Origin of the sequence: Streptomyces sp. NBC_00310, assembly GCF_036208085.1 — a bacterium.
Taxonomy (GTDB): Bacteria; Actinomycetota; Actinomycetes; order Streptomycetales; family Streptomycetaceae; genus Streptomyces.
This window is the reverse complement of the sequence record NZ_CP130714.1, coordinates 3,601,579-3,622,644: the sequence shown is the minus strand read 5'-3', so window position 1 is coordinate 3,622,644 and position 21,066 is coordinate 3,601,579. Positions and strand designations below refer to the sequence as shown.

Genomic DNA, 21,066 nt, shown 5'->3' with positions numbered 1-21,066 from the left:
ACCCTTCGCGGTTACAACAGCGCGTACGGGAACCACAACTGAGGGCGTGACCAGCATCGTGGGCGGATCGGAGCCGCGGCGCACTTCCGGTTTCCCGGCGGAGCTGACGAGCTTCGTGGGGCGACGGGACGAGGCGGCCGATGTCAGACGGTTGTTGTCGGCGGGCAGACTGCTGACGCTGACGGGACCCGGCGGGGTGGGCAAGACCCGGCTCGCCGGACATGTGGCGGGACAGGTCGCACGGGCGTTCCCGGACGGCGTGTGGCTCGTCCCGCTGGCCGCGCTGCGCGACGAGGCGTTCGTCCCGCACGCCGTCAACGACGCGCTGGGCGTGCGCAACGAGACCGTACGGCCCCCGCTGGAGATCCTCGTCGACCACCTGCGCGAGCGGAGCTTACTGATCGTGCTCGACAACTGCGAGCATCTGCTGCGCAGTTGCGCCGTCCTCGCCGGGACCGTACTGGCGGCCACCGAGGGCGTACGGATCCTCGCCACCAGCAGGCACCGGCTCGGTCTGGCCGGGGAACAGCTCTTCGAGGTGCCGCCGCTGCCCGCGCCCGCGCCGGAGGAGCTTACCCCGTCGGCGGTCGAGTCCTTCCCCGCGCTGCGGCTGTTCGCAGACCGGGCGGCGGCCGTGGTCCCCGGCTTCACCGTCGGCGAGGCGAACCAGCAGGCCGTGGCCCGCCTCTGCCGCCGCCTCGACGGACTGCCGCTCGCCATCGAGCTGGCGGCGGTCCGGGTGCGCGCCCTCGGTGTGGACCAGCTCGTCGAACGCCTCGACGACCGCTATCAGCTCCTCACCTGCGGCAGCCCGACCTCCGCCCCCCGCCACCGCACCCTGCGCTCCGCCGTCGACTGGAGCTACGAACTGTGCACCCCGCAGGAGCAGTTGGTGTGGGCCTGGCTGTCGGTCTTCGTCGGCGGCTTCGACCTGGCCGCGGCCGAGGCGGTCTGCGCCGCCGAAGCCGCCCGCGCCGGGGGGAAGGTCGACCCGTGCACCGTCCTGGACGCCGTCGCCGGGCTCGTCGACAAGTCGGTGCTCGTCCGGGAGGAACACGCCGGCCAGGTGCGCTACCGGCTGCTGGTCTCCCTGCGCGACTACGGGCTGGAGAAGCTGCACGACCTGGGTGAGGCGACCGACACCCGGCGGCGGCACCGCGACCACTTCGCGCGCCTCGGCGCCGAGTACGAGCAGGCCTGGTTCGGCCCCGACCAGGCGGAGATCACCGAACGGCTGCGGATCGACCAGGACAACTTCCGGGCCGCCCTGGACTTCTGCCTCACCACCCCCGGCGAGGCCCAGCACGGGCTGCGGCTCGCCGCCGGCCTCTGGTTCCACTGGGTCGCGGGCGGTATCTGGGGCGAGGGCCGACACTGGATGGACGGCGCCCTGCGGGCCGGGGCCCGGCCGGACGAGACGCTGACCCGCGCGATGTGGGCGGGTGCCCTGACCTCGCTGGTCCACAGCCGCTCCGCCGCCGTCCTGGCCGGCCTCGACCCGGCACGGACCGCTGCCGCCGCCGACGAGGAGCTCCCGGTGCCCGCGCCCCCGCCCGTGCCGGCCGGCGCTCTCGGCTCCGGCCGGGCCCGCGCCTGCACCGCCTTCGTCGTCCTCACCCGCGTCGAACTCGCCTGCACGCTCGTCAGCCGGGGTCGCGCGGCGGAGGCGATTCCGCTGTGCGCCGAGGCCGTCGCGCTCTGCGAGGCCCACGGTGAACAGTGGGCCCGCTCCTGGGCGCTGCGCACCCTCGCCCTCGCGCACTGGTCGGCCGGGGAGTACGACCGTGCCGCCGAGCACGCCCGCGCCTGTCTGCGGCTGCCGTACACCGTGCGGCAGCACCAGAGCCTCGCCCGCACCCTCGACCTGCTCGCCGCCGCCGAGGCCCTGGCGGGCGACGCCGAGCGGGCCGGCGTCCTGCGCGGCGCCGTCGACCGCATCTGGCACGACATCGGCGGCAACCCCATGGACGCCCTCCGGCACGGCCGCCCCCGCGCCGCCGAACACCACGCCCGCCGCGCCCTCGGCGACCACGCCTACGTCCTGGCCCACCGCCGAGGCGGCCGGATGACTCCGGAGCAGGCGGTGGCCTACGCCCTGGGCGAGCCGGTGGAGGGTTCGGCTTCCGGCGCGCGTACGGGCGGGCGGAGGGAGGGCTCGGGTGCCACGCCGAGGACGGAGGGCCGACGGGACGGCTCGGCCTCCGGTGCCCGTACCGCTGAGGCGCCCGCCGTACGCCGGAATCCCCCCTCCGGCACACAGGAAGGCTCCGTCCCGGCCGGGAGCCCGGCCCGCGCGCCGAGTCCGGCGGCGCACCCCGCCCCCGCCCCCGTCGCCGCCTCCGATCCGGTCCCGCTCACCCGGCGTGAACTCCAGGTCGCGGCCCTCGTCGCCCAGGGCCGCACCAACAAGCAGATCGCCGACCACCTCGTCATCGCCCGTCGCACCGCCGAGGGTCATGTCGAACGCATCCTCGTGAAGCTGGGCTTCCACAACCGCAGTCAGGTGGCGGCCTGGTTCAGCGCGCGGGCGGGGCTGTAGCCGGGGGGCGTACACCCCGAGGCCGGCAGAGGGACGGACAGCGTGACCGTGGTGCCCCGGGGGACGCTGTGGACGCCGGTCCGGCCGGGGGTGCCGAGGCCGGCGATCAGCGACTCGGCGAGACGTATCCCGTGCCCCTCGGACGACCCCGCGCTGGGATCGGACGACCCCGCGCTGGGATCGGACGACCCCGCCCTGGGATCGGACGACCCCGCCCTGGGATCGGGCCGCCCGGCCGCGGGGGTGGGCCGCCCCGCCGCAGTCGGCCCGACGGCCGTCACCTCGCAGCGCAACTCGCCCTCCATCAGCCGTAGTTCGATGGCTCCCGACCCATCCCCACGGGGCAGGGCGTTCGTGCAGATCTCCAACGCGGCCTGGACGACAGCGCCTTTGACGGCGGTGGCGAGCCGGGCCCGCAGCGCGGCCTCCTCGACCAGCGCGCGCACCAGGGGGAGTTCGGGCCCGTCGAACTCCATCCGCAGCACCAGGCCCTCGCTCACCCGGCGTCCTCCCCGTCCTCGTCTCCCTCCACGCTGACCACCAGCTGGGGCACCTCGCCGGCGCCCAGCTGCCCCAGCACCAGCCCCAGCAGTTCGCCGCAGCGCACGGTGACCTCGCTGCCGGCCGGGAGCGACGCGGCGAGGCTGATCAGCTGCCAGGCGCAGTGGGCCTCCATGAAGCACAGGTCACGGAGGTCGAGGACGAAGTGGCTGGGCCCGGAGTCGTCACGGTGTTCCAGCGCCTCGCGCAGGGCCTCGACGAACTCGGTCCGCGTGCTCAGCTCGGCGGTGCCGGCCAGCCGCCCGCCGTCCGGGGTCCCGGTGGCCTCCAGGGAGTCGAGACGTTCCATGACCCGCAGAGGGTGGACCTTGCCGACGGCGGCCGTCAGGTCGTCGTCGAACCGTCGGCGGTCGTACCAGCAGATCGCGGTGAACAGGGGGTCCGCGAACAGCGGTGCCACGGACGCCTCGTAGTCGAGCAGCCGGTCGTGGCCGAGGTGCGTGCGGGGAGCCCAGCTCATGTCGGCGGTGACCCGCAGCCCCGCCCAGCCCTCGTCACGGGCGCGGTCGACCTCGGAGGCGTACGTGTCGATCGTGCGCTGCTCCTGGAAGCGGCCGTCGGGCACGTAGATCTCGGTGTTCCGCTTCAGCGACAGCTGACCGTCGGCCCGCGCCGCCACGACCTGTCCGCTGCCCCGGTCCAGCAGCGCGACCACCTCGTCGTCGCTCAGGTCGTCCGGGTCCATGACCAGCAGGACCTTCTCCCCGCGCGCCAGGCTCGTCCGGGTGAACGCCGTGAACACCTTCCACGGCGACTCCCCCTCCACGCCCTCCGGCCCCATGCACGCGTGATCCCCCAGCCGCAGCCGCTCGACCGGCACGGCTCGCTCCGCGGGGTGCTGGGTCGTCATGGGACTGCCTTCCCGTGAGGATCAAAACTCTGCACGGACAGTAGGCCCAGCGGCGCCCCCAACGGCCGGATGACCGCCAATCTTCCGCTTAAGCCGCTCTTGCGAGCGATGGAGGAAAAGGCTGATCGAAAGCGTGCGTGACCTGACGGGGTACGACCAGGTGGTTCTCCGGGGTGCGGGGTGCGGGGTGCGGGGTGCGGGGTGCGGGGAGCGGGGAGCGGTGCGCGGGGAGCTACAGGGCGACTCTCTGCAACAGCCCCCACGTGAACTCCGCGACGCACTCCCGCCGCACCCCTTGCCCGTCGGGCGCGACGAACCGCAGCCCCCACCGCGTGGGCGCCGTCCCCTCCAGCGGCCGCGCCGGTTCGAAGGCCCGCGCCACCTCGTCCACCGTGCAGGACCACGGCGTCAGGTCCTCGAGAGCGCGCGGCTCAGGACCCGCGGCCCCCGGCGCCCGCACGAGCCACTCGTTCCACACGGCCCCGTTCGGCGCGAGCAGCACCTCGAACCGGAGGTCGGCCCACAACGGGACCGGCCACAGCCACGCCTCGCAGTCCAGGTCGCCGATCCTCCGCGCCGTGACCGATTCCGGCGCCCCCAGGACCGACCGGTACCGGGACGCCGACCCCCGTCCCCGGGGCGACCGCACCATCGCCTGCCACCGCCGGTTCGCCTCGCGCATCTGAGCGATCGAGACGCCCAGCTCACGGCGGGCGTCCTCGACGAGCTCCGGGTTGTGGTCGGCCATACGGCGCAGCAGCACGAGCTGGAAGTCGAGCGGGGTGAACGGACCGGAGGGCCTATCGGGACCGGGGCGCTTCGCGGAGGACATGGGGTCCATCGTGACGTACGGCGCCGGAGGCGGGGGCTCGCCCACCCGGGCGGCGCCCGTCCGGCAGGAACAGCACCGAGTTGACGTACCGGGGCCCGGCGAACGGCAGGACGCGGCGGAGCAGCCCCTTGGACGCCATGTACGCCGTACGCGCCTGGTGGGCCTCCAGGGCGGCCGGGTCGAGCGGGAGCCAGGTACCGGCGGGGAGGACCCAGCCGGCGTAGCCGAGGCCGGCGAGGAGCTCGACGACCGGGGTGATCGGCTGGATACGGGACTCCAGTTCGACGAAGAGGGCCGGGCGGTCGCGGACGAGGAGGCCGGACGCGCCGCGCAGGACGGCCAGTTCGTTGCCGTCGACGTCGATCTTGACGAATCCGACGTCCGTGAGGCCGAGGCCGTCGAGGGTGACGCAGCGGACGTCGAGCGCGCGGGCGTGGATGTCCCGGCGGACCAGGGACGACACCCCCCGTTCGCCGTCGTCGCCGGGCGGCAGCCAGAGGCGGGCCGTGCCCGGGTGGTCCGACGCGGCGGCCTGGACGACGCGGACGTTGGCGGGGGCCGCCGAGGTGAGCAGCCGCGCCAGCCGGGGCACCGGCTCGACGGTCACCACCCGCCCGGCCCGCCCCGCCAGCCGGCGCGTCCAGGGGCCGTACCAGCCGCCGACGTCCACCGCCGTACCGCACTGCGGCGGGCACAGCTCGTCGAGCCGGGCGAGCTCCGGTTCGAAGCGCGGGTAGACGAGCCGGGCGGTCGCGGCGATCAGCCGGTCCGGGAGGAGCGGCGCGAGCCGGGCGGCGAGCGTGGTCATGAACCCATTCCCCTCAGGAGTGCGGAGAGCCTCTCGTGTTCGTCCTCCGTCACCTGCTCGCCCGACGACGGCAGCAGCTGCGGAATGCCGTCGACGATCGGGTAACGGCGGTGCAGCCGGGGGTTGTAGAGCGACTCCGACGCCGGGGCGGTGGTGGCGGTGGTCGTGTCGGGCCGCTGTTCCTCCTCGTGGACCACCAGGTGCAGCGGCCCCTTGTCCAGCGGGCACGCCAGGATCTGGAGCAACGGGTCGTCGGGGTTCATGGAGGGGTCAACTCCTTGGCCGGTGAGGCAGGTTGGGGCGCGGGCGGCGCTGGACTGTCGTGCTTGGGCATACTCAGCAGTACGGCGACCGCCAGCACCGTGCCCGACAGGCGCAGCGTCAGCCGCAGGGGATCGTCGGGCAGCGACTCGCCGAACGACAGCGTGCCGAGCACCGCCGTGAACAGACAGGTCACCGTCGTACAGACCGGCACGATCAGCGAGGCCCGGCAGCGCTGCAGCGCGGCCTGTGACATCACCAGACCGAACGCGCCGGTGAAGAGCAGGAGATACGGGTACGGGGAGCGCAGCAGGCCGACCACCGCGTCGCCGGGACCGCCGGTGGTCAGATAGCTCGACACGCCCTTGATCGCGAGCGAGCTGACGCCGTACAGCAGGCCCACGGCCACGCCGTACTCGACGCCCGTGGTCGGCAGCCGGTGCCGGTGCCGGGCGCGCCGCTCGGCGGACCGGTACAGCCCCACCCCCGCCGCCAGCGCGGGCAGGCAGATCGTCAGGACCAGCGCGTACGGCGCCCCGCGGCTGACCGTGTCGGTGCCCTCGTCCAGCGACAGCACCACCATCAGCAGCGCGGCGAGGATGGCCCCGAGGGCGTACCGCTCCCGGCCCGTGGTCTCCTCGCCGAGCAGCCGGGCCGAGAGCAGGACCAGCAGGACCAGTCCCGAGACGAAGATGCCCTGGGCGGCGGCGATCGGCAGCGTGCGGTACACGGCCAGCTGTGCGGCGAACCCGGCGGCCAGCGACAGCGATCCCGCGATCCACAGCGGGCTGCCGACGACCTGCCGCAGCAGCTTCACCGGCTCCCGGACCGTCACCTGCGGCATCGCGGTGAGGGCCCGTTTCTCCAGGACGAATCCGGTGCTGTACAGCGCGTTCGCCAACAGGGCCGCGGCCACTCCCCACCACATCGGCTACGTCCTCCGTGCGTGCAGCAGCAGGATCGACGCGGCCGACGGGGCCGCGCAGGCCAGCCGGTCCAGCGGACGCAGCGGGCGCGGTACGCCGTGGAAGGGCGCCCCGCGCAGCCGTACGACCTCGAAGCCGGACGCGGCCACGAACTCCCGCAGCGCGCGGGCGGTGTAGAGCCGGAGATGGCCGACGACCTCCGTCCCGGGGCGGCCGTGGATGCCGCGCAGGCTCACCTCCGAGAACACCGGCTGGACGCCCGCGAGCAGCAGGGCGCGGTTGTACCAGGCGGCGAGATTGGGTGTCGACAGCATCAGATGACCGCCGGGGCGCAGGACGCGGCGGATCTCGTCGAGGGCCGCGTCCGGGTCGACCAGGTGCTCGATGACCTCGCTGAACAGGACGGCGTCGGCCGACTCCGACCTGAACGGCAGCCCGCCGTCGGCCAGTTCGCCGCGGATCGCGTACGGGACGCGGGTGCGGGCGCGTCGGAGGGCGTCCTGGGACCAGTCGACGCCGATGAGGCGGTGGCCGGCGAGGAGGGGGGCGGCGGTGGCCGCCGCCGTGCCGTCGCCGCAGCCGATGTCGAGGATGGTGCGGGGGCCGCCGGTGGCCGCCGGGCCCAGGGCGGCCGCCAGCATGCGGGCCTGGGCGAGGCTGCGGGGGGTGCCGGAGGCGACGGGGACGGACGGGTCCTCGTAGAAGTCCCGAAGTCCCCTGCGCGGAGCCTGGGCCGGGGACGGGGCGGGCGAGGTGGTCGGCAGTGCTCGTGGCATTACTCGGTGTCCTCTTCCGTCGCGTGCAGATAGTGCTCGAAGAGGTCGCGGAGGTGGGCGCCGTCGCCGTGGCCGAGCAGGGCACGGGACCAGCGCAGGGCCAGGTGGAGGCGGCCCGCGGTGGAGGCGGTCGTGACGGTGAGGCCGCGGGGCATACGGGCGGGGGCCGAGAACCACACGGCGTGCGCGCGGCCGGCTCCCTCGCCGAAGTCCAGCGCGTACGGGATGCGGCCGATGTTGCTGAGCAGGGTGGTCGAGGTCCAGGGGGCGGCGGCTCTGCGCAGGCCCCGGGTGAGGGCCGCGCGCCAGGAGACGGGGACCACCGGCGCCGTCAACAGGGATGCCCCGTGGCCCAGTTGGGGGCGCTGGAGGGACTTCAGGGCGCGGGTGCGGTCCGCCGTGCGGTGGAGGAGGGTGGGCAGGGGGGTGTGGGACGGGTTCAACTCGGCCGGAGAGAAGGGGACTTCGACCAGACGGGTGCCGTTGCCTATCGGCATCTCCGAGTCCCTCGGACGGTCGTCCACGGGCATGGTGATGCGGAGGGGGCGGGGGTGGGCGCCGTGTTCCCGGTTCCAGTGGGCGAGCATCAGGGCCGTGGCGACCATGAGCTGGTCGTTCACGGTGTACGGCGCGGACTTCGGGCGGCGGGGGACGGGGAGGTCGGTGACGAGCAGGCCGTTGCCGGGGGAGGGCTCGGGGGTGCCGGGGGCCACTCGGGCGGGGCGGGCCCAGTTGGAGGGGGGTTCCGTCTCGGGTGGTGTCGGTTCGTCCGGGGTGGGGGCGGTGCGGACGGGTGGGGCCGTGGGGGCGTTGTCCTCGCCGCCGTACAGCTGCGCCGCGGTGGCCAGGATGCGGAGGCAGGCGGGGCCGTCGAGGGCGGTGTGGTTGATGGTGAGGAAGAGGACGGTGCCGGTGGGAGGGGCAGCCGTCGTAGCTGCGGGCGCGGAGGCACCTCGTACCGCGGAGCCGCGGAGCATCTCCCCGGTCGACCTCGCCCCCGGGCGCCCGACCGCATGGCCCACGTCGTCGCACGCCTCGCTTCCCACCGCCGGTCCCGCTCCCTCCACCACCTCCAGGCGGATCGGCGGCGACAGCGTCAGCGGAGGGGCCTCCATCAGGGCCCTCGTCCGCGCGTCCCGCAGCGCGTGCGGGCCCGCCGGCAGGAAGGCCACCACCTCGACCTCGGGCTCCTCCGTCAGCTCCCACTCGTAGCGGCGGCGGTACCACCGCCCCGGCGCCTCCCGCATGAGGATGCGGGGGTGGGTGCGGAGGGCGGCGGTGAAGGCGGTGCGGAGGCGGTCGGGGTCGAGGCGGCCGGGGAGGTGGACCTCGATGTGGACGGTCTCCGGTTCCTCCTCCTGGAGGCAGTGCCGGGACACCTCGTCGACCACTGGGAAGGGGATGCGGACGGGCCCGTGGGCGGCCTCGTCCCGTGCGGGGTGGTCCAGCGCCGTCATACCGGGTCCCCCTTACCCGTCCCGCCGTTTCCCGTGCCGCCGTTCCCCGTCCCGCCGTTCCCCGGACGGCCGTCGTCCTCCGGCGGTGTCGCCCTGAACTTCGGCTTGGTGAACGGAATCCGCCGGGTCGGGGTGTCCGGTTCCCCCTGCGCGGAGCCCGGCCCGCGCGCCGAGATGGTCGGACTCGCCACGGACCCGCCACCTCCCGCGGACCCTCCTGGCCCGCCCGGCCCACCGTTCAGCGGCTTGTCCGTCCGCCTGCGCCGCGGAAGCGGCTCCGTCGGCGCCTGCGCCCCCGGCGGCACCTCGAACCGCCGCGTCGAGCCGGGCCGCCCGGGCGTGGACCGCGCGTCCACGCCCACACTCACCAGCGCCGCGAACAGACCGATCAGCGCCAGGAGTTGGGCCACATGCCCGAACGCGCCCTCGTCCGCGGCCACCGGCTCACCCGCTCCGAACGCGGCGGCGATGCCCGCGCCGGCCAGGGCGAGGAAGGCGATCGGTACCAGCAGGGTGTGCCGTTTCCAGGCGAGGAGGGCCAGGAGCGGGACGAGAAGGGCGAAGAAGCCGGCGATGACCACGCCCACGAGGGTGAGGGCGACCGTGCCGAGCCAGAGCCCGGGGCCCGGCGGGGTGGGCTGCGGCTCGTCGGGGTTGGGCTCCTGGCGACGCCGGAGAGCCAGCCCGATCAGGGCCACGAGGCCCACACCGGCGCCGATCAGCCCGGCCTCGTACGTGACGGACGGTTCGTACGACAGGTTGACCGTGCCGCCCGCGCCGCCCGGGATGCGCCAGCCCTGCTGCCAGCCGTCGAGCCGCACGGGGGTGAGCTCGCGGCCGTTCAGGGTGGCCTTCCAGCCGTCGTTGTAGTTCTCGTACGTCGTCAGGTAGGAGGCCGCGCCGTCGCCGACGGTGACCGCGCGTCGGTCGCCGAGCCAGTCCCGTATCCCCAAGTCCCGTCCAGTGGCGGCCGGTTCGGCGACCGGGCCCCGGGTGAGGGTGACGGTGGAGACGGCCAGGGCGCCCGAGTCGTCGGACTCGACGGTGTGCCGGTCGGCCGCGCCGAGCTCCACCTTCGCGTCGGCGCGGTCGTTCTGGCAGAGCGTCAGATCGATCGACCGGCGCTCCACCAGGTCCCGCACCGTCCCCCGCGCGCTCGTGTCGTACAGCGTCCCGTCGACCTCGACCACCGGGCCCTTGCCGCACGGGAGCTCGAAGTCCCGGGTCGGGGCGGGCTGTGGGGTGCGGTACTGGTCGAGAGCCGGGATGTACGCCTCCGTGAGGCCGACCGGGAGTTGCAGGTCGTCGTCGGCGACGGGGTTGTGCACGGTCAGGGGCGCCGTCTCGGTGACGGTGACGTCGAGCTGGTCGGTGTTGATCGGGTCGAAGCGGACCCAGCCGTTCTCGTCGACACCGGCGATGACCGCGCCGTCCGGGGAGCTGATCTCGACCTGCGTCGGACGGGTCGAGAGGCCGCCCGCTGGGGCCAGGACGAGCGAGCCGACCGGCCACCTGTCCTTCCAGCTGAGATGGATCGTCGGGTCGTCGCCCGCGATCCACGCCGTGGTCAGGTCGCCGTCGGTGAGGTTGCGCGGCGAGAGCCCGGCCCCGAGGGAGGCCGTGGATTCGGCGGTCGCCGTGATCCTGGTCTGCTGCTCGGGAGCCACCTCGTACAGCAGCCTGTCCAGCTCCTCGCCCGGCACGGGGACGGCCGTCGCCTTCACCTCGTACGTGCCCGCCGTGGTGGTGGCGAAGGTGCGGTGCAGCCCGGGTTCCGTGCCCGTGGGGGAGAGGCCGGTCGGGTCGGCGGCCCGCTGGAGCGAGACCACCTCGGCGGAGGCGTCGGACTCCTTCGCGTCGGTCGGCAGCCGCAGCATCCGGGTGACCTTGACCCCGGGGATGTCGATCTCGGAGAAGCCCGCGCCGACCAGACCGGTGTGCCGCTCCGCCGAGTCGAGGATCGTGATCTTCAGCCAACTCGTCTCACCGGGACGGGCGTTGACCGTCTGGGTGGAGCCGTCGGCCTGCAGGTTCGTGGAGCGTGAGCCGCGCTCGGTCTCCACCTTGATCCGCGTCGGCGCGGACCGCACCCCGTCCTGCGGCAACGGCGTGACCTCGAACGTCTCCGGTAGGTCCTGACTGCCGTCGAAGTCGATCCGCAGCCACTCCCCGTCCGCCGACCCGGCCGCGCCCTCCGCCCAGGCGGTGTCCCGGTCGCCGTCGAAGGCGTTCACCGGGTCGTACTGCGGCAGATGGAACAGCCAGTTGCCGCTGGTCGACGCGGTCACCGACGTGGCGCCGCGCAGCTCGGCCACCGTCTGATGGTCGAGGCCCGACACCGGCAGGATCTGTTTCGGCTGCTCACCGGGGTTCTGCACGCTCCCGCTCGGGTTCCGCTCGTTCGCCGTATACGTGTACGACGTGTTGGCGTTGACCAGGCCGAACCGGGTGTCCGCGCGGCGCAGCCCGTCGCCCACCACCTGCACGGCCGGGGTGCCGAGACCGGGGTGGTTGTCGCCGGTCAGCACGGTGGCACGGTCGCGCAGCTCCGGGTCGGCGGCCAGCGGCAGCAGCGACTCGGGACCGCCGGAGACGACGGCCGTGTCCGCGATGGCCTTCAGCCCGGCCTGCCCGGGGCGCGGCACGTCCTCGGCCGGACGGTAGATCTCCACCGCCCGCTGCCGCGCGTACAGCCCCTCGACCTGGAGCGGGGTGCCCTCGGCGATCCGCCTGCCGGTCATCACCGGCCCGAGTCCCGTCACCCGTTCGTACCCGGACTGCTCCAGGGTCCGCTTCACGGTCGTCGTCGGCACCGAGCCGATCTGGTCGGGGTCCAGGTCGTTGCGTACGACGACGTAGTACAGACCTGCCCGGCTCAAGTAGTCGCCGAGCCCCGGCACTTCGCCGCCCGTCAGCAGCGCCTGCTCGACGGCGTCCATGGCGCGCCGGTTGCCGGCGGTGCCGAAGGGCACGTAGTCGCGTTGCGCCCAGCGGGACTCGGCGAGCACGTCGAGGGGCTGGTCGACGGTGGTGCCCCAGGTGTGGATGCCGTGCGCGGTGGCCGGCACGACCAGCGCCCGTGAATCGGGGGAGTACTTCTCCAGCCAGTCCGCCGTCGCCTGCCAGTACTTGGGCAGCTCCTGGTACGAACCCGGTTGCAGGACCGACCCGTTGAGGTACGGCCACAGCAGCCCGGGAACGACGAGCACGGCGGCGATCAGCGGCGCGAACCGCCGGCCCCGCACCCGGCGGGCCCCGTGCGCCTGCGCGGCCACCCCCACCAGATGTGCCAGCCCCAGGACGAGCGCGAGAGCCAGTCCGGTCTGGAACTTGTAGATGTTGCGGAAGGGCGCGAGCCCTCCGTTCAGCCAGTCCTGGACCACCCCGTGGAAGGGCGCCCCGAACACCCCGCCGTACCCGGCGAGCGTGATCAGCGCGACGACCAGCACGGTCAGCACCAGCCACCGCCGCTCGGGCATGTCCCGCCGCGCGAGCCCGGCCAGCCCCAGCCCCGCCGCACACGCCGACGACAGGATCACGAGCACGGAGGCGGCGACGGACCAGCCGGCCGGCAGCCAGGCCTCACCGAAGTTCAGGTACGCCACCCAGTTCCCGGCGCCGCGCAGTGCCTCGGTGGCGGACATCGTGGCCGTCGTGGTCTGCGAACTCTCCACGTAGGGAAGGAAGTTCTCCCCGTGGAAACCGAGCAGCAGCAGCGGGATCACCCACCACGCGGTCGCCAGGATCACCCCGGGCACCCACCAGGCGATCAGCCGGCGCTGCCGGGCCCCCGGCGTCCGGGTGAGCAGATACAGCCCGACGGGCAGCAACGAGGCCAGAGTCGCGGCCGCGTTGACCCCGCCCATGAACGGAATGACGAGCGCCGACCGCAGGGCCGCCACCCGCGCGCTGTACCGCTCGTTCGTGAGCGGCAGCAGCACCCACGGCAGGAAGGCCCCCGGCAGCGCGGCGGCCGAGGTCGACCCGACGACGGTGGTGAACACGGGCCACAACGCATAGGCGGAGGCGGCCAACAGACGCGACGCGGAGCTCCCGACCCCCAACCGCTCAGCCAGTCGCAGCGCACCCCAGAAGGCCACCGACACGATCAGCGACAGCCACAGCCGCTCCGCGAGCCACACCGGCAGCCCGACCAGATCGGTCAGCCCGTAGTACGGCAGCATCGGCCACAGATAGCCGACGTACTGGTCCTGGATGCCGCCGAACCCGCCCCGGTCGTGCCACAGCTGACCGAGATCGGAGACGAACTGCCAGGGATCGGTGGTGACCCCGAGCTTGGTGTCGAAGGTCTGCCGCCCCGGTTGCGCGGCGACCAGCAGAACGAACACCACGGCCCAGAACCCCAGCAGCCAGCGCCGCGACCGAGGGCCCTCGGGAGGTCCCTCGGTCGTGCCCGCCGGCCGTACCGGCGCGGGAGGTGGAGCCTGGACCGTGCTCGTCATGGTGGACACCGCCGGAGAATGAGGAGGAGGTTCCAGGTGGCGAACTCACGGAGCCCCGGCGCCTTCACGACGGTCTCCGCGAGAAACGGCCAGTAGCGGGAGCGCGCCGACACGACCGTCACGTCGTCCCGGCCGCGCACCTGCCGCAGAGTGCGTCCGATGTGCACGGCGAAGAGGTTCTCGCCGAGCGTGTGCTTGGCGTCCTTCCCGGTACGGCGCCGATAGCGGGCCCGCGCCCGCTCCGCCCCCAGGTAGTGCCAGGGTGCCCACTCGTGCCCGCCCCACGGGGACAGCCAGTTCGTGAACGACACATAGATCAGCCCGCCGGGCCGCGTCACCCGTACGAGCTCACTGATGAACGTCGGCGGATCGGCGACGTGCTCCAACACGTTGGAGGTGAAGGTGACGTCGGCGACCCCGTCGGCCAGGGGGAGGAGGTACCCGTCGGCGACGACGGCCCCGTCCGGCGGCTTCGCCCCCAACTCCCGCAGGTCCGGCTCGAAGAGATACGCCTGCGCACCCCGCCGCCGGAACTCCTCGGTGAAGTACCCGCTCCCGCCGCCGACATCGACGACGGTCAGCCCGTCGACGGGCCCGCCGCCGTACGCCTCGACCTGATCGACGGCATCGCGGGCCAGCAGCGCGTAGCAGTACTCGGGATCGTCCTGCTCCCGCATGAAGGCCCGGAAGAGGGTGAGGGACCGCCGAAAAGAGGGATCCTTCATGGCCGCCGGTCCCCCCAAGGGGCGCGGGGCCGTGACATGAGTGGCTCCGCCGCGATGGGGGAGCGACCAGCCACCACGATCCCGCAGTCGCCAACGGCCGGACGAGGCACCCCGTTTGGCGCTCAAGGCGTCCAACCCCGCACAGCCTCCGCAGCCACCGCCCGAAACTGCCGCACCGTCCGCTCCCAGCGATACCGCGCGGCCCGCTCCCGCGCGGCCTTCCCCATCAGCACCCGCCGATCGGTCGACACCGCCAGCGCACACCACGCCGCGGCGAAGGAGGACTCCCCCCGGGCCAGCACCCCGGTCTCCCCGTCCACGACGGAATCCCGCAGACCGGGCACATCGAAGGCGACCGACGGGGTCTCCCGGACGGCGGCCTCCGTGACGACCAGCCCCCACCCCTCCACCGCGGAGGGATGAAGCAGCAGCCAGGCCGCACACAGCAGCCGGTGCTTCTCCTGCTCGGAGACATGCCCGGCGAACTCCACACCGGGGCCGGCCATCGCTTCCAGCCGCGACCGCTCGGGCCCGTCACCGACGATCACCAGCCGCCCGCCCGTGACCGGGCGAACCCGCTCCCACAGCCGCAGCAGCAGATCGATCCGCTTGTACTCGACCAGTCGGCCCACGGCCACGAACAGCGGCTCGGGCGACCGCTCGGTGCGCGGCCCGGGCTCCTCGACCCCGTTGTGCACGACCCGTATCCGCTCCCGCTCGACACCGATCGAGCGGAGCGCGGTGGCCGTGGACGAGGACACGGCGACCAGCAGGTTCCGGCGCTGCGCGGCCGTCAGCGACCAGTGTTCGAGTCTTCGGCCGAGCCGCGCGGCCGGCGCCAGGGGGCCGCCGAACCGCAGCTGCCACAGATCCGTGTGCACATGGTTGACCAGGCACATCGTCGGACCGTGATGCCAGAGCGGCGCGAGGTAGGGCATGCCGTTGCAGACCTCGACGAGGAGGTCGCAGTCGCCGACCTGACGGGCGAAGGCCGACTTGGCGCGCAGATGGTGGCTCAGGTCGCCGCCGGCCGACACGACCCGGTAGTCGCGGTAGGCCGCCGGGCCCCCGCACAGCAGGGTGACCTGGTGGCCGAGTTTGGTCAGTCCGTCGGCGAGCCGGTCGACGAGGAGCTCGGAGCCCCCCGCCGCCGGATTGCCGAGATCGCGGCGGGCGAGAAAGACGATCCGGCGCGGCTGTGGGGGGCCTGCCGGCCGGTGCTGGTCCAGGCGCGGATACACCTCGACCAGCGAGAACGGCACGTGCTGGGGCATGGGTGCTCCAACTCGTCTCGGGGTGCGGAACTCAGCGGGGAGAAGGACGTTCGCTGTGGGGGATGTTCCGGTGGGAGGGGGGTCCGGGTGGGTTGTGCGGGTCTCTCGTTCCTCGGAGGTGCTGGGGGATGTGGGGGAGTCGCTTGTGGGTGGGGTGTGGGTGGGCTGTGCTCAGGTGGGGTGGACAGTTTTCGCCCAGCGGTTCGAAGCTGCTACTCACCGGCGTGACAATTTCCGGGGTTTATTCAACTGACGACCTGTCACATCGTGATCGGGGCCTGGGACGACTCGGGCGTATCGGGGCGCCGCCTGCCGCGCACGACCAAAACGGCACCCGTCGCGGCGAGGACGAAACCGAGCACGGCGGTACCGATCGGCACCGTCCGCCCCACCAGTCGCAGCAGTCCGCTGTCCTTCTCCGCCTGGTCCACCGCGAACTTCTGCGTCGCCGAGGTGAACGCGAGCTTCCGGCTGTCGAGCAGCACCGCCGCGTCCTCGTCGCCGCCGGGCGCCCGCAGGGTCCGGCGGGGCCCGGTCTGCGCGTAGAGCACGCGTCCCGTGCTCTGGTCGACGACCAGTTCGAGACCGTGGTTGGCGTACCACTCCTCGGCGAGCACCTGCGGCCGGTCCGGCTCGTCGACGAGGGCGCCGGGGACCATCCGGGTACCGGTCCTGGTGGCCGGAACCTTCGCCGTGAAGCGCAGCCCCTCATAGCCCTGGATCTTCTTGCGGCCCTCGTAGTGGAGCGTCACCGTCGCGCCGAGCGTGTTGTCCCACCAGCGGTAGGAGCGTTCCTGCACGTCGAAGGGGAACTTCAGGTACGCCTCGCCCTCGATGTACGGCTTCTCGTCGCAGCAGTGCACCGGACGGTTGGTCTTACGGTCGCTGACCCAGCGGTGCGGGGAGAAGTCCAGCGCGTCGTGCGGGTCGGCCGCCGGCAGCGACTTCTCGGTGTCGACCGAGGTGATCACGTCCCACACCGCGGCCCCGCTGCGTTCACTTTCGGCCACATCGCCGCGTACCCGCTGGGTCACGGTGATCTCCTGGTCCGGCACGGTCTTCACCTGCTCCACGTCGAAGACGCTGCCCGTGCCGGTGTAGACGGCGGTCGTGTCGATGTCGATCGGATTCACCGCGGCCCGTGGCTCGACGTACCAGGCCAGCAGTGGCGCGAGAACCAGCAGAAAGGTCCCGAGACCGAGCAGGACCAGGGAGAACGGTGAGGCGGTACGGCGCATCCGGGCACTCCAGGGGGCGTTGGGAGGTGCGACTCGGGTAGGCGCGCGGCAAAGGCGGCGCCAGAGGGGAATGTGCGCGTGACGAGGGGGTGCCGTCTGGGCCGGCGCGGAAAAAGGAGCGGCGTCTGGTGCGTGCGATCGCAAGGCGCCGGAAGGCCCTCGTGGCGGAGCCACTTGGGCCTTCCGGCAACGCGGCGAGCGCGCGTGCCAGGCGACGCGACGCCGCGCCGGCCCAGACGGCACCCCCTCGGGCCGGGAACCGTAGGCGGAGTCTTGACGCAGTGTCAATGCATTGCTGACACTGGGCCCGAGTGTTGTGGTGCGGGGTGCCCTGGGTGGGGACGACCTGTCGACCGAGAGGCTGACCCTGCGATGTCCAGACTGCTCGCCGCCGTGCTGACCATGGTGGCCGCCGCCGCCCTCGCCGTGGGGGCCGCGCTCGGCATCGTCGCGCTGCTCGACGCGACCCCGGACCAGCCGAACACCCCGCTCATCACGTACGAGAACGCCGGTCAGGAGCGCTGAGGGGTGACCGGAGGCCCGGGAACCGTCACCGTCCGCTCCGCCTGGCATGCCGTGCCACGCCTCCAGGTGCGCGAGTTCGCCGCGATCGCCATGGCCGAGGCCCCCGCCCTCGCCGAGGAGATCCTGCGCGAGATCCGCCGCGAGTACCCGCATCTGCCCGTCGTCCTCGACGACTCCGGCGAGCCGATGGCCCTCATCGGCATCCGCCGCGCGATCGAGGTCTTCGTCCAGCACCTGGAGACCGCCGAGGGCCGACCACGCGTACCTCCGGGCGTCTTCCAGGAGTTCGGCCGGGGCGAGGGTCTGCACGGCCGCAGCCTCGACTCGCTCCAGGCGATCTACCGCCTCGGCGTACGTCTCGCCTGGCGCCGTTTCGCGGAGATCGGCCAGCGGGTGGAGATCCCGCCGCCCGCGATGTACGAGCTCGTCGACGCCGGATACGAGTATCTGGACGGCCTGGTGGACCAGTCGGTGCGCGGCTACGCGGAGGCGGCGGCCCGGCAGGCGGGCGAACGGCTGCGACTGCAACGCCGACTCATGGAACTCCTCCTCGCCGAGCACCACCGGGGCGACCCGGCCGACGCGCTCACCGAACGCGCGGCCCGGATCGGCTGGAGCCTCCCGGAGAAGGTCGCGGTCGGTGTGCTGTTACGTCCCGCCCGCGAGGCCATGGCACCCGCCGTCGGCCAGGGCGTCCTGCTCGACATGGAGTACGAGCAGCCCCGCATGGTCGTCCCCGAACCGGACGCGGCCGGCCGCCCCGAACTCCTCCACCGCGCCCTGACCGGCTGGTCCGGCGCGATCGGCCCACCGGTGCCGCTGGCCGACGCGGCGAAGTCGCTGCGCTGGGCGGAGGCCGCCGTACGCCTGATGGAACGCCGGCTGCTGCCCGGCGGCGAGGTCCTGCACTGCACCGAGCACACCGAGGCCCTCGTCCTCCTCCAGCCCGAGGAACTGATCGACGACCTCGCCCTGCGCTGCCTCGCCCCCCTGGCCCACTGCGGCCCCACCCACGGCCGCCGCCTCGCCGAGACCCTCCTCGCCTGGCTGGAGACCCGCGGCGGCGCCCCCGAGATCGCCACCCGACTGGGTGTGCACCCGCAAACCGTCCGCTATCGCCTCCGTCAGATCCGCGAACTCTGGGGCGGCGAGATCGACGACCCCGACCGCCGCTTCGAACTGGAACTGGTGCTCAGGGCGCAACGCCTGCGGGGCGAACTGGGGGACCCGCGCGGCAGACGCTGAAAGGGGAGGGGGAGGGCCCTGCTCGCGGATCAGGGCCGCCAGGGCCTGGGCCCGGCCTAGGCCAGCTCGGCCCAGGCCTCGTCCACCAGCCGGGCCACCTGGCTCGGCTCGTGGGTGAGGTCCCCCGTGACCTCGCGGAACAGCACGGTCAGCCGCCCGTCGCCGCGCTGGCAGGACACCGTGGACACGCTGTCGGACTCCGGCTCGTCGCCGGCCTCGGTGGGCAGGTGATGGAGGACACAGTCCACCTTCCCGAAGGTGACCAGCTCGTTGGTCGGCTTCTCCAGGCCCAGCACCTCCGGATCCGTGTACGGCACATACGGCCGCGGGGCGGACCCGCGTACGGCCGTCAGCTGGAAGGAGGACCACAGGGAGGAGTCGGAGAAGGTCTGGACGACGGCCGCCGCACCCCCGTACGCCCGGGTCAGCCGCTCCCCGCTCCTGCTGTCCCAGGCGCGGTACCGCTCCGCCATCCGGTCGGCCGCGCCCTTGTCGAGATCCAGGACGGCCTGGTCCCGACGGACGAACCCGCCGAGCGTCTTCGGTGCCGAGAGCCCCCCGCCCGGGACGGCCTTCGCTCCCGCCGCCGGCGAGGAGGCCGGGTTCTCGCCGTCCCCCGTGACCAGCCACGCCCCGCCGACCAGGCCCGCCCCGAGCGCCAGGCCCACCAGGCCCCCGAGCCCGAATCTCGCCGCTTTGCCCGCCTCTGTCACCATGAGCCTCCGCCCGCCTCGCCGCGTGGAAGGGCAGTGCCCGCCGCCCGGTCACAGGAAACCCTGAGCGTCCCCGGCCATTGCCCGGTCATGGGCACTATGACTAGCCTGTGTTCGTCATGCCGATCGACCGTTGAAATTTCGAACATCAGCCGCAGACGACAGAGGGAGGGGGACGACCGTGGGACGCCTAGTACCAGCCGTGACCCGGGCGCTCGACATATTGGAGCTCTTCCTGGACGGGGACGGCACGCTGTCCGCCCCCGACATCGTGCGCCGACTCCAGTTGCCCCGCACCACCGTGCACGAGCTGGTCACCACGCTCGCCGCCCGGGGATACATCGTCCAGGTGCAGGGCCAGCCGGGGCGCTACCGCCTCGGCGTCCGCCCGTACCAGCTCGGCAGCCGCTACGCCGAGCAGCTGGACCTCGCCGCCGAGGGCCAGCAGGTGGCCCGGTCCGTCGCCGAGACCTGCGACGAGACGGTGCACGTGGCGATCCTGGAGTACACGGACGTCATCTACATCGCCAAGGTCGACTCCACCCACGCCGTGCGCATGGTCTCCGCCGCGGGCCGCCGCCTCCCGGCGCACTGCACCTCCGTCGGCAAGATGCTCCTCGCCTCCCTTCCCGACGTCGAGCTGTCCGCCCGCATCCCGAACGACGCCGACCTGGTCGGCATGACTCCCAACAGCATCACCGACCCGGCCGCGCTGCGCGAGGCCCTGGCCCGGATCCGTGAGCGGGGTCTCGCCGTGGAGAACCGCGAATCCAACCCGGATGTCTCCTGCGTCGCCGCGCCGGTCCGCGACCGCACCGGCAAGGTCGTCGCCGCGCTCTCCATCTCCGTCCCCATGATCCGCTGGAGCGACGAGCGCCGGATCGAGCTGGAGCAGCTCGCCGTCAAGGGTGCCGCGGAGCTGTCCGAGCGCCTCGGCCACCGGAGCGTGGCATGAGCGCGTACACGGGTTACGAGATCGCCGTACGGGAGTACGCGGCCCTCGGCGAGGGCCCCACCTGGGACGCCGAGGCCCAGCGGCTGATCTGGATCGACATCCTCGGCTCCCGCGTCCACACCTACGACCCGGCCTCCGGCCGCCGCACGGTCCTCACCACCGAGCAGCACGTCGGTGCCGTCAAGCCCCGCGTCGGCGGCGGGCTCGTCCTGAACCTCCGGGACGGCGTCGGCCTGACCGACCCCGACGGCTCCTTCCGGTGGCTGCACCACGAGCCGGTCCCCGGCCGCCGCGCCAACGACGCCGCCGTCGCCCCCGACGGCTCCCTCTTCGCCGGCACCATGCGCTACGACGAGGCCCCGGGCGGCGGCACGCTGGCCCGTTTCACCGCCGACGGGCTCGCCGCGACCGTCCTCGACGACGTCGCCGTCAGCAACGGCACCGGCTGGAGCCCGGACGGACGGCTGATGTACTACATCGACTCCCCGACCCGCCGGGTCGACGTCTTCGACTATGCGGACACCGAGGGCGGCCGCCTGCCCGTCGACCGGCGCCCCTTCGTGACCATCGAGGACGGCGACGGCTTCCCCGACGGCCTCACCGTCGACGCCGAGGGCTGCGTCTGGGTCGCCCTCTGGGAAGGCAGCGCCGTCCGCCGCTACACCCCGACCGGCACCCTCGACCGCGTCGTCACCCTCCCCACCCCCCGCCCCACCGCCTGCGCCTTCGGCGGCCCCGACCTCACCGACCTCTACATCACGACAGCCCGCACGGGCACGGAGACCCCCCACCCCTTGTCGGGCTCCCTGCTGGTGGTACCGGGCGCGGGGAAGGGCTTGGCCCAGCCGGCGTTCGCGGGCTGATTCCGGGACCCGCCCGCTCACGTGGTCGTCCGCCCCGGGCGACGGACGGCCACGC

18 protein-coding genes are annotated in these 21,066 nt (G+C 73.3%); 5 read left to right on the top strand and 13 right to left on the bottom strand.

Going from position 1 to position 21,066, the window contains the following annotated elements; all coding sequences use genetic code 11:
- Positions 1-46: 46 nt before the first annotated feature.
- Entirely contained in the window at positions 47-2,539 is a 2,493-nt protein-coding gene (locus OG202_RS15895) for a LuxR C-terminal-related transcriptional regulator (protein ID WP_328222959.1), read from the top strand.
- Here the strand turns inward: OG202_RS15895 and OG202_RS15890 are convergent.
- From OG202_RS15890 to OG202_RS15835, 12 genes are all read right to left on the bottom strand, one after another.
- Positions 2,500-3,039, bottom strand: a complete 540-nt coding sequence (locus tag OG202_RS15890) for an ATP-binding protein (RefSeq protein WP_328222958.1) — start codon at positions 3,037-3,039, stop codon at positions 2,500-2,502. The genes OG202_RS15895 and OG202_RS15890 overlap by 40 nt on opposite strands.
- Positions 3,036-3,950 (bottom strand): MEDS domain-containing protein, encoded by a 915-nt coding sequence (locus tag OG202_RS15885; protein WP_327729887.1) that lies wholly within the window; start codon positions 3,948-3,950, stop codon positions 3,036-3,038. Before OG202_RS15885 ends, OG202_RS15890 begins: the two co-directional genes overlap by 4 nt.
- Positions 3,951-4,182: 232 nt before the next feature.
- Positions 4,183-4,791 carry a hypothetical protein gene (locus OG202_RS15880; protein ID WP_405961364.1) on the bottom strand — a complete coding sequence of 203 codons (609 nt, stop codon included), beginning with the start codon at positions 4,789-4,791 and terminating at the stop codon, positions 4,183-4,185.
- Positions 4,751-5,590, bottom strand: a complete 840-nt coding sequence (locus OG202_RS15875) for an FkbM family methyltransferase (protein ID WP_328222955.1) — start codon at positions 5,588-5,590, stop codon at positions 4,751-4,753. Before OG202_RS15875 ends, OG202_RS15880 begins: the two co-directional genes overlap by 41 nt.
- Complete coding sequence (locus OG202_RS15870) at positions 5,587-5,853, bottom strand: Trm112 family protein (RefSeq protein ID WP_327729889.1); 267 nt, start codon at positions 5,851-5,853, stop codon at positions 5,587-5,589. Before OG202_RS15870 ends, OG202_RS15875 begins: the two co-directional genes overlap by 4 nt.
- Entirely contained in the window at positions 5,850-6,767 is a 918-nt protein-coding gene (locus tag OG202_RS15865) for a hypothetical protein (protein ID WP_327732268.1), read from the bottom strand. Before OG202_RS15865 ends, OG202_RS15870 begins: the two co-directional genes overlap by 4 nt.
- Positions 6,768-6,782: 15 nt before the next feature.
- Positions 6,783-7,553 carry a class I SAM-dependent methyltransferase gene (locus OG202_RS15860; RefSeq protein WP_328222954.1) on the bottom strand — a complete coding sequence of 257 codons (771 nt, stop codon included), beginning with the start codon at positions 7,551-7,553 and terminating at the stop codon, positions 6,783-6,785.
- A complete protein-coding gene (locus OG202_RS15855; RefSeq protein WP_328222953.1) occupies positions 7,553-9,010 on the bottom strand; it encodes a condensation protein in 1,458 nt (485 codons plus the stop codon). The genes OG202_RS15860 and OG202_RS15855 overlap by 1 nt, the downstream gene beginning before the upstream one ends.
- Positions 9,007-13,473, bottom strand: coding sequence for an alpha-(1->3)-arabinofuranosyltransferase (locus tag OG202_RS15850; protein WP_328222952.1), 4,467 nt, complete (start codon positions 13,471-13,473; stop codon positions 9,007-9,009). The genes OG202_RS15855 and OG202_RS15850 overlap by 4 nt, the downstream gene beginning before the upstream one ends.
- Positions 13,470-14,198: a class I SAM-dependent methyltransferase gene (locus OG202_RS15845; protein WP_327729893.1), complete on the bottom strand. Its 729-nt coding sequence runs from the start codon at positions 14,196-14,198 to the stop codon at positions 13,470-13,472. Before OG202_RS15845 ends, OG202_RS15850 begins: the two co-directional genes overlap by 4 nt.
- A gap of 122 nt (positions 14,199-14,320) precedes the next feature.
- Positions 14,321-15,472 (bottom strand): glycosyltransferase family 4 protein, encoded by a 1,152-nt coding sequence (locus OG202_RS15840; protein ID WP_326583041.1) that lies wholly within the window; start codon positions 15,470-15,472, stop codon positions 14,321-14,323.
- A 260-nt stretch (positions 15,473-15,732) separates the two neighbouring features.
- Positions 15,733-16,710, bottom strand: a complete 978-nt coding sequence (locus OG202_RS15835; RefSeq protein WP_328222951.1) for a DUF3068 domain-containing protein — start codon at positions 16,708-16,710, stop codon at positions 15,733-15,735.
- Positions 16,711-17,082: 372 nt separating this feature from the next.
- Between OG202_RS15835 and OG202_RS15830 the strand changes: the two genes are divergently transcribed.
- Positions 17,083-17,235, top strand: a complete 153-nt coding sequence (locus OG202_RS15830; protein ID WP_326583043.1) for a hypothetical protein — start codon at positions 17,083-17,085, stop codon at positions 17,233-17,235.
- Between the two features lie 3 nt (positions 17,236-17,238).
- Positions 17,239-18,480 carry a helix-turn-helix domain-containing protein gene (locus tag OG202_RS15825; protein ID WP_326583044.1) on the top strand — a complete coding sequence of 414 codons (1,242 nt, stop codon included), beginning with the start codon at positions 17,239-17,241 and terminating at the stop codon, positions 18,478-18,480.
- 56 nt (positions 18,481-18,536) lie between these two features.
- Here OG202_RS15825 and OG202_RS15820 read toward each other — a convergent pair whose 3' ends face one another.
- Positions 18,537-19,196 (bottom strand): hypothetical protein, encoded by a 660-nt coding sequence (locus OG202_RS15820; protein ID WP_328222950.1) that lies wholly within the window; start codon positions 19,194-19,196, stop codon positions 18,537-18,539.
- Positions 19,197-19,374: 178 nt separating this feature from the next.
- Between OG202_RS15820 and OG202_RS15815 the strand changes: the two genes are divergently transcribed.
- Positions 19,375-20,148, top strand: coding sequence for an IclR family transcriptional regulator (locus OG202_RS15815; RefSeq protein WP_326583046.1), 774 nt, complete (start codon positions 19,375-19,377; stop codon positions 20,146-20,148).
- Positions 20,145-21,011 (top strand): SMP-30/gluconolactonase/LRE family protein, encoded by an 867-nt coding sequence (locus OG202_RS15810; RefSeq protein ID WP_328222949.1) that lies wholly within the window; start codon positions 20,145-20,147, stop codon positions 21,009-21,011. The genes OG202_RS15815 and OG202_RS15810 overlap by 4 nt, the downstream gene beginning before the upstream one ends.
- Positions 21,012-21,066: the final 55 nt, after the last annotated feature.